The organism is Nocardiopsis lucentensis DSM 44048, assembly GCF_000341125.1.
Lineage (GTDB): Bacteria > Actinomycetota > Actinomycetes > Streptosporangiales > Streptosporangiaceae > Nocardiopsis > Nocardiopsis lucentensis.
This window is the reverse complement of the sequence record NZ_ANBC01000524.1, coordinates 1-11,095: the sequence shown is the minus strand read 5'-3', so window position 1 is coordinate 11,095 and position 11,095 is coordinate 1. Positions and strand designations below refer to the sequence as shown.

At 71.2% G+C, this 11,095-nt stretch carries 8 protein-coding genes and 1 pseudogene; all 9 read left to right on the top strand.

Annotated features, from left to right (window positions below):
- A partial coding sequence (locus D471_RS0118505; RefSeq protein ID WP_017599993.1) for an aspartate carbamoyltransferase catalytic subunit occupies window positions 1–604 on the top strand: 604 nt, incomplete at its 5' end.
- Window positions 605–729: 125 nt separating this feature from the next.
- Window positions 730–2,023, top strand: a pseudogene (locus D471_RS35050) (dihydroorotase).
- 50 nt (window positions 2,024–2,073) lie between these two features.
- Complete coding sequence (gene carA, locus D471_RS0118495) at window positions 2,074–3,219, top strand: glutamine-hydrolyzing carbamoyl-phosphate synthase small subunit (RefSeq protein ID WP_017599991.1); 1,146 nt, start codon at window positions 2,074–2,076, stop codon at window positions 3,217–3,219.
- Window positions 3,220–3,231: 12 nt separating this feature from the next.
- A complete protein-coding gene (gene carB, locus D471_RS0118490) occupies window positions 3,232–6,534 on the top strand; it encodes a carbamoyl-phosphate synthase large subunit (RefSeq protein ID WP_017599990.1) in 3,303 nt (1,100 codons plus the stop codon).
- 100 nt (window positions 6,535–6,634) lie between these two features.
- Window positions 6,635–7,534 carry a dihydroorotate dehydrogenase electron transfer subunit gene (locus tag D471_RS0118485; protein ID WP_017599989.1) on the top strand — a complete coding sequence of 300 codons (900 nt, stop codon included), beginning with the start codon at window positions 6,635–6,637 and terminating at the stop codon, window positions 7,532–7,534.
- Between the two features lie 27 nt (window positions 7,535–7,561).
- Window positions 7,562–8,503: a dihydroorotate dehydrogenase gene (locus D471_RS0118480; protein ID WP_017599988.1), complete on the top strand. Its 942-nt coding sequence runs from the start codon at window positions 7,562–7,564 to the stop codon at window positions 8,501–8,503.
- A 316-nt stretch (window positions 8,504–8,819) separates the two neighbouring features.
- Complete coding sequence (pyrF, locus tag D471_RS0118475; RefSeq protein ID WP_017599987.1) at window positions 8,820–9,533, top strand: orotidine-5'-phosphate decarboxylase; 714 nt, start codon at window positions 8,820–8,822, stop codon at window positions 9,531–9,533.
- 349 nt (window positions 9,534–9,882) lie between these two features.
- A complete protein-coding gene (gene mihF / locus D471_RS0118470) occupies window positions 9,883–10,206 on the top strand; it encodes an integration host factor, actinobacterial type (protein WP_017546565.1) in 324 nt (107 codons plus the stop codon).
- A gap of 235 nt (window positions 10,207–10,441) precedes the next feature.
- Window positions 10,442–11,032 (top strand): guanylate kinase, encoded by a 591-nt coding sequence (gene gmk / locus D471_RS0118465; protein ID WP_017599986.1) that lies wholly within the window; start codon window positions 10,442–10,444, stop codon window positions 11,030–11,032.
- Window positions 11,033–11,095 lie beyond the last annotated feature (63 nt).

Below are 11,095 nucleotides of genomic sequence, written 5' to 3'. Positions count from 1 at the left end.
CACCCGCCACAGCGCCTCGGGGGCCGCCCACCGGCTCGCCAACTGGGTCGACGGCTCCGTGCTCAACGCGGGCGACGGCACCCACGAACACCCCACCCAGGCCCTCCTGGACGCCTTCACCATGCGCTCCCGCCTGGGCCGCCTGGAGGGGCTGCGGGTCGCCGTCGTCGGCGACATCCTGCACAGCCGCGTCGCCCGCTCCAACGTGCTCCTGCTGACCACCCTCGGCGCGCACGTCACCCTGGTCGCGCCGCCCACCCTGCTGCCGGTCTCGGTGCACACCTGGCCCTGCGAGGTCTCCTACGACCTCGACGAGGTCCTGCCCAAGTCCGACGTGGTGATGATGCTGCGGGTGCAGGCCGAGCGCATGACCGAGTCCTACTTCCCGTCCGTGCGCGAGTACAGCCGCAACTACGGACTGGACGGTGAACGCCTGGCACGCATGCCCGGGGACGCCATCGTCATGCACCCGGGCCCGATGGTCCGCGGCATGGAGATCTCCGCCGAGGTCGCCGACTCCCCGCGCTGCACCGTGACCGAACAGGTCGCCAACGGCGTGAGCCTGCGCATGGCCGTCCTCTACCTGCTGCTCGGCGGCTCCTGACCGCCGACGACGGCCCGACCGGCGTCCGCCGGGCCGCGCGCCCGCCACACCAGGGCCGCGCGCCCGCGCCCCGTCGCGCCCGCACCCGCCTTCCGCACACCGAACACGAGGAAATCCACACAGCGATGCCCGACACCCACGGACCGCACCTGATCCGCCGCGCCCGAGCGCTCGGCGGCGACCCCGTCGACATCCTGCTCGCCGACGGCCGGATCGAGGCCCTTGGCCCCGACCTGAACGCCCCCGAGGGCGCGGAGACCATCGACGCCGACGGCCTCATCGCCCTGCCCGGTCTGGTCGACCTCCACACCCACCTGCGCGAACCCGGCCGCGAGGACGCCGAGACCGTCGCCACCGGCTCCCGCTCCGCCGCGATGGGCGGTTACACCGCGGTCCACGCCATGGCCAACACCGACCCCGTCGCCGACACCGCAGGGGTCGTCGAGCAGGTCTGGCGCCTGGGCCGCGAGGCCGGTTACTGCGACGTGCGCCCCGTCGGCGCCGTCACCGTCGGACTGGCCGGTGAACGCCTCGCCGAGATCGGCGCCATGGCCGACTCCGCAGCCCAGGTCCGCGTCTTCTCCGACGACGGCATCTGCGTCTCCGACGCCCTGCTCATGCGCCGCGCCCTGGAGTACGTCAAAGCCTTCGACGGGGTCGTCGCCCAGCACGCCCAGGAGCCCCGTCTGACCGAGGGCGCCCAGATGAACGAGGGCTGCGTCTCCGACCGCCTCGGCCTGCCCGGCTGGCCCGCGGTCGCCGAGGAGGCGATCATCGCCCGCGACTGCCTCCTCGCCCAGCACGTCGGATCCCGCCTGCACGTGTGCCACGTCTCCACCAAGGGGTCCGTCGACATCATCCGCTGGGCCAAGGCCCGCGGCTGCGACGTCACCGCCGAGGTCACCCCCCACCACCTGCTGCTCACCGACGACCTGGTCGAGAGCTACGACCCGATCTACAAGGTCAACCCGCCCCTGCGCACCGCCGAGGACGTCCANGGGGGGGTTGGCCGACGGAACGATCGACATCGTGGCCACCGACCACGCCCCCCACCCGGTGGAGGCCAAGGAGACCGAGTGGTCCACCGCCGCCATGGGCATGGTCGGCCTGGAGACCGCCCTCGCGGTCGTCCAGCGCACGATGGTCGACACCGGCCTGCTCACCTGGGACCAGGTCGCCGACCGGATGTCCGCGGCACCCGCCCGCATCGGCCGCGTCTTCGAGCACGGCCGCGCCCTGGCCGCCGGTGAGCCCGCCAACGTCGTCCTGTACGACCCGGCGGCCCCCGTCGAGGTCGACGGCGGGGCCATGGCCACCAAGAGCAGCAACACCCCCTTCCGCGGCATGACCCTGCCCGGCCGGGTCCGCGCGACCTTCCTGCGCGGGGTTCCGACCGTCCTGGAGGGGAAGATCAGTTGAACACGACAGCGAACATCCAGGTCAGAACTGGTTCGGTAGAGGGGGAGAACGTGTCCGAGGAAACCGGCGGACCGGCGATTCTGGTGCTCGAGGACGGCCGCGTGTTCCACGGCCGCTCCTTCGGCGCCACCGGGGAGACCTTCGGCGAGGCCGTCTTCAACACCGGGATGACCGGCTACCAGGAGACCCTCACCGACCCCTCCTACCACCGCCAGATCGTCGCCATGACCGCGCCGCACATCGGCAACACCGGCGTCAACGACGACGACCCCGAGTCCGGCCGGATCTGGGTCGCCGGGTACGTCGTCCGCGAGCCCGCGCGCATCCCCTCCAACTGGCGCGCCCAGCGCACCCTCGACGAGGAGCTGCGCCGCCAGGGCGTGGTCGGCATCGCCCTCAGGGGCACCCGCGCCCTGACCCGCCACCTGCGCGACCGGGGCGCCATGCGCGCCGCGATCAGTACGGTCGAGACCGACCCGAAGGCGCTGCTGGCCCGCATCATGGAGCAGCCGCCCATGGCCGGGTCCGCCCTGGCCGCCGAGGTCAGCACCGACGCGTCCTACGAGGTCCTGCCGCCCGAGGGCGTCGAGACCCGCTTCCACGTGGCCGCCGTCGACCTCGGCATCAAGGCCATGACGCCCCAGCGCCTGGCCGAGCGCGGCTGCCGCGTCACCGTGCTGCCCGCCGCCGCCACCACCGAGGACATCCTCGCCCTCGACCCCGACGGCGTGTTCTTCAGCAACGGCCCCGGCGACCCCGCCACCGCCGACGGCCCCGTCGCCGCCATGCGCGGAGTCCTGGACGCGGGCAAGCCGCTCTTCGGCATCTGTTTCGGCAACCAGATCCTGGGCCGCGCCCTGGGCCTGGGCACCTACAAGCTGACCTTCGGCCACCGGGGCGTCAACCAGCCGGTGCGCGACACCCGCACCACCAAGGTCGCCATCACCAGCCAGAACCACGGCTTCGCCGTCGACGCGCCGCTCGACGCCCCCTTCGACACCCCGTACGGCCGGGCCGAGGTCAGCCACATCGGCCTCAACGACCAGGTCGTCGAGGGCCTGCGGCTGCTGGACCGCCCCGCGTTCAGCGTCCAGTTCCACCCGGAGGCCGCCGCGGGCCCCCACGACGCCGCCGGACTCTTCGACGAGTTCTGCGACCTGATGTCCGCCCAGCCCGCACCGGCTGCCAAGCAGTAGTAGAGGAAGAGCATGCCGCGCCGTAGTGACCTTTCATCCGTCCTCGTGATCGGCTCCGGCCCGATCGTGATCGGGCAGGCGGCCGAGTTCGACTACTCGGGTACCCAGGCCTGCCGGGTTCTGCGGGCCGAGGGCCTGCGGGTCATCCTGGTCAACTCCAACCCGGCCACGATCATGACCGACCCGGAGATCGCCGACGCCACCTACGTCGAGCCGATCACCACCGAGATGATCGAGAAGATCATCGCCAAGGAGCGCCCCGACGCCCTGCTGCCCACCCTGGGCGGGCAGACCGCGCTCAACGCCGCCGTCGCCCTGGACGAGGCGGGCATCCTGGAGAAGTACGGCGTCGAGCTGATCGGCGCCAACATCGAGGCCATCCAGTCCGGCGAGGACCGCGAGACCTTCAAGGGGATCGTCGAGCGCATCGGCGGCGAGTCCGCGCGCTCCCGGATCTGCCACACCCTCCAGGAGTGCCTGGACGCCGCCGAGGAGCTGGACTACCCGGTCGTGGTCCGGCCGTCCTTCACCATGGGCGGCGCCGGCTCCGGCTTCGCCCACGACGAGGCCGAGCTGCGCCGTATCGCCGGACAGGGCCTCGCGCTCTCCCCGACCACCGAGGTGCTCCTGGAGGAGTCCATCCTCGGCTGGAAGGAGTACGAGCTGGAGCTGATGCGCGACACCAACGACAACGTCGTGGTCGTGTGCTCCATCGAGAACCTCGACCCCATGGGCGTGCACACCGGTGACTCCATCACCGTGGCCCCCGCCATGACCCTGACCGACCGCGAGTACCAGAAACTGCGCGACATCGGCATCGCGGTCATCCGCGAGGTCGGCGTGGACACCGGCGGCTGCAACATCCAGTTCGCCGTCCACCCCACCACCGGCCGGATCATCGTCATCGAGATGAACCCCCGCGTGTCCCGCTCCTCGGCGCTGGCCTCCAAGGCCACCGGCTTCCCGATCGCCAAGATCGCCGCCAAGCTCGCCGTCGGTTACACGCTCGACGAGATCCCCAACGACATCACCCGGGAGACTCCGGCCAGCTTCGAGCCCACGCTCGACTACGTGGTCGTCAAGGTTCCCCGGTTCGCCTTCGAGAAGTTCCCGGGCGCCGACCCCGGCCTCACCACCACGATGAAGTCCGTCGGCGAGGCGATGGCCATCGGCCGCTCCTTCCCCGAGGCCCTCCAGAAGGCCATGCGCTCGGTGGAGAAGGCGGGCGTCGGCTTCACCTGGGCGGGCGAGCCCGGGGACAAGGGCGACCTGCTGCGCCGGGCCGCCACCCCGACCGAGCACCGCCTGCGCCAGGTCCAGCAGGCCCTGCGCGCCGGAGCGACCGTCGAGGAACTGCATGAGGCCACCCGGATCGACCCGTGGTTCCTCGACCAGATGCTCCGGTTGGAGGAGACCGCCCGCGTGCTGGCCGACGCGCCCAAGCTCGACGCGGACCTGCTGCGCGAGGCCAAGGGACTGGGCTTCTCCGACGTCCAGATCGGCGAGATCACCGGCAAGCGCGAGGACGTGGTCCGCGAGCTGCGTCACGCCCTGGGCATCCACCCCGTCTACCTGACCGTGGACACCTGCGCCGCCGAGTTCGCCGCCCGCACGCCCTACCTCTACTCCAGCTACGACGAGGAGACGGAGGTCCCCACCGGCGACCGGCCCAAGATCATCATCCTCGGTTCGGGACCCAACCGCATCGGCCAGGGCGTCGAGTTCGACTACTCGTGCGTCCACGCCTCCTTCGCGCTGTCCGAGGCCGGGTACGAGACCGTGATGGTCAACTGCAACCCCGAGACCGTCTCCACCGACTACGACACCAGCGACCGGCTCTACTTCGAGCCGCTCACCCTGGAGGACGTCCTGGAGGTCGTCCGCGCCGAGCAGGCCACCGGACCGGTCGCCGGGGTCATCGTGCAGCTGGGCGGACAGACCCCGCTCGGCCTGGCCCGCCGCCTCAAGGCCGCCGGGGTGCCCGTCATCGGCACCAGCCCCGAGGCCATCGACCTGGCCGAGGACCGCGGTGAGTTCGGCAAGGTCCTGGCCGAGGCCGGGCTGCCCGCGCCCAAGCACGGCACCGCCTACTCCTTCGAGGAGGCCAAGGCGGCCGCGGACGAGATCGGCTATCCGGTCATGGTCCGCCCGTCCTACGTGCTCGGCGGCCGGGGCATGGAGATCGTCTACAGCGAGACGATGCTCGCCGACTACATCCGGCGCAACGCCGAGGTCAGCCCCGAGCACCCGGTCCTGATCGACCGCTTCCTCGACGACGCCATCGAGATCGACGTCGACGCGCTCTACGACGGCACCGACCTGTACCTGGGCGGCGTCATGGAGCACATCGAGGAGGCCGGGATCCACTCCGGCGACTCGGCGTGCACCCTGCCGTCGGTCACCCTGGGCAGCGAGGACATCGAGCGGATCCGCTACTCCACCGAGGCCATCGCCCGGGGGACCGGCGTGCGCGGCCTGCTCAACGTCCAGTACGCGCTCGCCTCCGGGGTCCTGTACGTGCTGGAGGCCAACCCGCGCGCCTCCCGCACCGTGCCGTTCGTGTCCAAGGCGACCGCCGTGCCGCTGGCCAAGGCCGCGGCCCGCGTCATGGCCGGGAGCACCATCGCCGAGCTGCGGTCCGAGGGCATGCTGCCCGCCGAGGGCGACGGCGGAGACCTGCCCGCCGACGCGCCGGTCTCGGTCAAGGAGGCCGTGCTGCCCTTCAGCCGGTTCATCGACAAGCAGGGCGAGGGCGTCGACACCATCCTCGGCCCCGAGATGCGCTCCACCGGCGAGGTCATGGGCCTGGACGTACAGTTCGGCTCCGCCTACGCCAAGTCGCAGCTGGCCGTCAACGGACAGCTGCCCTCCAGCGGCCGGGTGTTCGTGTCCGTGGCCAACCGGGACAAGCGCTCGATGATCTTCCCGGTCAAGCGCCTGGCCGACCTGGGCTTCGAGATCCTGGCCACCGAGGGCACCGCCGTGGTCCTGCGCCGCAACGGGGTGCGCGCCACCGTCGTGCGCAAGCACAGCGAGGGCCCCGGTCCCGACGGCGAGCCGACCATCGTGCAGCTCATCCACGACGGCGGGGTCGACCTCATCGTCAACACCCCCTTCGGCAGCGCCGGGCAGGCCGGACCGCGTCTGGACGGGTACGAGATCCGCACCGCGGCCGTCGTGCGCGGCGTGCCCAGCGTGACCACGGTCCAGGGGCTGGCCGCCGCGGTACAGGCGATCGAGGCGCGAGTGCGCGGCGATGTGGGAGTGCGCTCCCTCCAGGAGCACGCGAGCACCCTCGACGCCAGCCGGGCGTAACCGGGCCGGAGACCGGGCTCGGACGCAGTAGAGTGCGTTCGCCGTGGACCGCGCGCCCACGGCGAACGCACGGCCGAGGCGAGGAAGGCTCCAGGACACCATGAGCGACAACGGACCGGTGCAGATCAGGTGCCCCGTGCTGAACGTGCGCCGGGTGGACGCCTACTACGCCATCACCGTGGTCGCGCCGGGCGTGGCCGAGCGCTTCCGCTCCGGGCAGTTCGTCACGGTGGGGGTGGGCGGCGACCACTCCAGCACCCTGCTGCGCCGCCCCTTCGCCATCCACGACGTCAAACCCGACTACGGGGGCACCGTCGAGTTCCTGTTCGCCGTGCGGGGGACGGGTACCGCGTGGCTGTCCGAACGAAGATCGCGCGACCTGCTGGACGTGGTCGGACCGTTGGGCCGCCCCTTCCCGTTGCCGCGGGACCCGGTCAACTGCGTGCTCGTGGGCGGTGGTTCGGGCAGCGCCCCGCTGTTCCCGCTCGCCCAGGCCCTGCGCCGGCGGGGCTGCCGGGTGGACTTCGTCCTGGGCGCGGCCTCGTCCGACCGCGTGTTCAGCGCCATCACCGCCCGCCGTGTCGCCGAGACGGCCGTCTTCACCACCGACGACGGGTCCTTCGGCACACGCGGCCAGGTGACCGACGTGCTCGGCCGGGTCATCGAGGAGGCCCGGTCCGACGCGGTGTACGCCTGCGGCCCCATGCCCATGCTGCGCGCGGTCACGGCGGTGGCGGGCGAACACGGCGTGCCCGTCCAGGTCTCGGTGGAGGAGACGATGGCCTGCGGTACGGGGATCTGCATGACCTGCGTGATCCCCGTCGTGGGGGAGGACGGTGTCACCCGCATGGTGCGCTCCTGCGTGGACGGCCCGGTGTTTCGCGGCGAACGGGTGCGCTTCGACGACGTCGGCTCCATCCCCTTCGACGCCCTGGGCGCACCGGGCTGGAAGGGCTCCAAAGCCGCCCGCGCGGCCGAGTCCGCGCGCGACATCGCCTGACCGGCACGCACCTGGAGGGTGGGAACGGTGAACACGGACCTCAGGATCCGGCTCGGCCCGGCCGAGCTGCCCAACCCGGTGGTGACCGCCGCCGGGTGCGCCGGGGCGGGCCGCGAACTGGCGCGCTTCTTCGACATCTCCACGATCGGCGCGGTGACCACCAAGTCGGTGATGCTGGAACCGCACGCGGGACGCCCCGCGCCGCGCATGGCCGAGACGCCCAGCGGGATGCTGAGCACCACCGGCATGCAGGGGCCCGGGGTCGACGTCTTCCTCCAGCGCGACCTTCCCTGGCTGCTCTCCCGAGGCGGACGGGCGATCGTGTCCATCGCCGGAACGGGCATGGGGGAGTTCGGCGAACTGGCTCGACGCGTCTCCGAGGCGGACGGCGTCAGCGCCATCGAGGTCAACCTCGCCTGCCCGGACCCGGCCGACCCGGGCGGACGGTACTTCGTCGACGACCCGGCGAGCGCGGCGGCGGTGGTGAGCACGGTGCGCTCGCACGCCCGTTCGGACGTCCCGGTCCTGGCCAAGCTCTCCGCCGATGTGCCCGACGTCGTGGAACTGGCCACGGCGTGCGTGGAGGCGAGGGCGGACGGACTGTCGATGATCAACACCGTGCGCGGTATGGCGATCGACACCCGCACCCTGCGCCCGGCCGTGGCGGGCGGGATCGGCGGGCTGTCGGGTCCGGCGATCCGCCCGCTCGCGGTGGGCTGTGTCTACCGGGTGCACGAGGCTCTGCCCGATGTGCCGATCGTGGGCATGGGCGGGGTGCGCACGGGCGAGGACGCGGTCGAGTTCATGGCGGCCGGGGCGAGCGCCGTCGCGGTGGGTACGACCAACTTCTCCGATCCGTCCGCGTGTGCGCGTGTGCTCCGGCAGTTCACCGAGGCGCTGGAGTCGCGCGGGGTGGAGCGGGCCGTCGACCTGGTCGGCGCGGCCCACAGATCGGGGGTGGGGGCCTGAGGCCCGGTCTGGACCGGGCGTGGGTGCCCTGACCGGGCTGAACGGCGCTCAGACGGCGTTCTCCGGCCGAACGCGCGTATCCGGCACCCCGATCATCCGATCCGGGAAAAGGGCCGCTCACGGCCGTCTCGACAGCCGTTACGGGGAAGTGACATGGCTGGGGCGCATGAAGTGCCTCATCCGGGGAATCGCACACCTTGGTGTGTGCACATGACAGTGAACGTGCATCGGCTAGTGCTTTCGTAAGCACATTCGTAAGCACAGGTGCAGGTGCTGACACCGACTGTACGGTGTCGGACGAAGAGGGGAAACCGACATGACCGCGCCCACCGCGCCCGCGCCGATCGCCGTCGCGATCGACGCCGACGACATCGAGACCGCCGCCACCTGGGCCTCCGCCGTGGCACCGCACGTGAGCACGGTGAAGGTGGGGTTGGAGCTGTACCTGCGGTACGGCCCCGAGGTGGTCAGCGCGGTACGCGGCGCCAACCGCGTCGGGGTCTTCCTCGACCTGAAGCTGCACGACATCCCGGCGACGGTCGCGGGCGCGGCGCGCAGCGTCGCGGGCCTGCGGCCGTCGATCCTCACGGTGCACGCCAGTGGGGGAGCGGACATGGTCCGGGCGGCGGTGGAGGCCGCGCCGGACACGAGGATCGCCGCCGTGACGGTGCTCACCTCGATGAGTGAGAAGGATCTGGAGCAGGTGGGGCTGCTCGGTCCGGCTCGCGACGCGGTGCGGCGTCTGGCGGCGATGGCGGTGGGCGCCGGGGCCCGTGCCCTGGTGTGCTCGCCGCAGGAGGTGGCCCTGGTGAGGAACGAGGTGGGGTCGGACATCACCCTGATCACGCCGGGCGTGCGCCCGGCGGGGGCGGACAGGGGTGACCAGTCCCGGATCGCCACCCCGGAGGAGGCCGTCGCGGCCGGAGCGGACCTGCTGGTCGTCGGTCGGCCGATCACCAGGGCGGCGGCCCCCGGCGCCGCCGCGGCGGCGATCGCCGCCGCGGTACGGCGCGCCGGGGTCCGTGCCTAGCGGAGCATCGGAGGGAGGTGTGGGCGGGATGTCGCAGTGGTCCCATCACGCGCAGTTGTGGATCACGGACGGTCACCAATTAAGTGTGTCCGAAAACCGAAATTCAAAGCCGACAGTGACCTGCGTCACCCCTCTGTGACCTGCACTGGTGGCACGCTTTTCGGTCTCTTCAACCGGGACCAAGGTCCTGATTTTCGTCTCAGACCGCAATGAAGCTGTAACTCTCAGTAGTTCATTCGATGAAATAGCCGCTGAAGGGCCACTTTGCGTTGCCTAAGGGGGGTCGGACCTACTAACTTGCGCAGGCGTCCGCCCTCTACAAACGAGTAGAAATCCGAGGTGACCCGGCGTGGCCCTTCCTCCCCTCACACCCGAGCAGCGCAGTGCCGCTCTTGAGAAGGCCGCCAAGGCCAGAAAAGAGCGTGCAGAGGTCAAGAACAAGCTCAAGAACGGCGGCATCTCGCTGTCCGAGGTCCTCTCGAACGGCCTCAAGGACGATGTCATCGGCAAGATGAAGGTTTCGGCTCTGCTCGAATCCCTGCCCGGTGTCGGCAAGGTCCGTGCCAAGCAGATCATGGAGCGGCTCAACATCGCTGAGTCCCGCCGTGTCCGCGGCCTGGGAACCAACCAGCGCGCCGCTCTCGAGAGCGAGTTCGGGGACCTGACCAAGTAGTTCCCGTAGTGCACCGGCCCGTCCGCGTCCCCCACAGTCGCGGCGGGAACCGTTCCCCGATCGTGCGGGAGCGGCATCGTGCCACAGTGGTGGCCCAACCCCCGGTGAGGCTTGACCCGCGCCGCGGACGGCGGGCGCTCGGCCCCAGGTCGACGCGTCCTCCGTGCCGCGGCGCGGTGGTATAAATGGAGCTTCCCGCGACCGCGGAGACCTCGAAGGGAAGCCCGATCCACCCATGCCAGACGCGTCCGGAGCCCAGACCAGCCCGCAGGAGAAACGGCTGACCGTCCTGTCCGGTCCCTCCGGTGTGGGGAAGAGCACGGTGGTCGACGCCATCCGCCGCGACCACCCCGACGTGTGGCTCTCGGTGTCGGTGACCACCCGGGCTCCCCGACCCGGTGAGCGTGAGGGCGTCCAGTACCACTTCGTCTCCGACGCGGAGTTCGACCGGCTCGTCGCCGACGACGAACTGCTGGAGTGGGCGGAGTTCGCGGGCAACCGCTACGGCACCCCCCGCGCCCCGGTCCGCGACCGGCTGAGCACCGGTGTTCCCGTCCTGCTGGAGATCGAGCTCCAGGGTGCCCGCCAGGTGCGCGCGTCCATGCCCGACGCCCTGCACGTCTTCCTCGCGCCGCCCTCGTGGGAGGAGCTCGTCCGGCGTCTGACCGGCCGCGGCACCGAGTCCGAGGAGGTCGTCCAGCGCAGGCTGGACGCGGCCAGAATCGAGCTCGCCGCGGAGAAGGAGTTCGACACCACGCTGGTCAACACGTCCGTACGGGACGTATGCGACGAGCTGCTAGCGTTGATCAGAGCGCCCAAGGCGTGATACCGCCGTTCGCGGGCGCCCACCTGTCAATCACGTCACGGCTTTCGACGAGCCGGAGACCGT

Bases quoted from the DNA above. Each gene is read 5' to 3' on its own strand.
- carB (WP_017599990.1), top strand. From the start codon at position 3,232: ATGCCGCGCCGTAGTGACCTTTCATCCGTCCTCGTGATCGGCTCCGGC.
- D471_RS0118485 (WP_017599989.1), top strand. From the start codon at position 6,635: ATGAGCGACAACGGACCGGTGCAGATCAGGTGCCCCGTGCTGAACGTG.
- pyrF (WP_017599987.1), top strand. From the start codon at position 8,820: ATGACCGCGCCCACCGCGCCCGCGCCGATCGCCGTCGCGATCGACGCC.
- gmk (WP_017599986.1), top strand. From the start codon at position 10,442: ATGCCAGACGCGTCCGGAGCCCAGACCAGCCCGCAGGAGAAACGGCTG.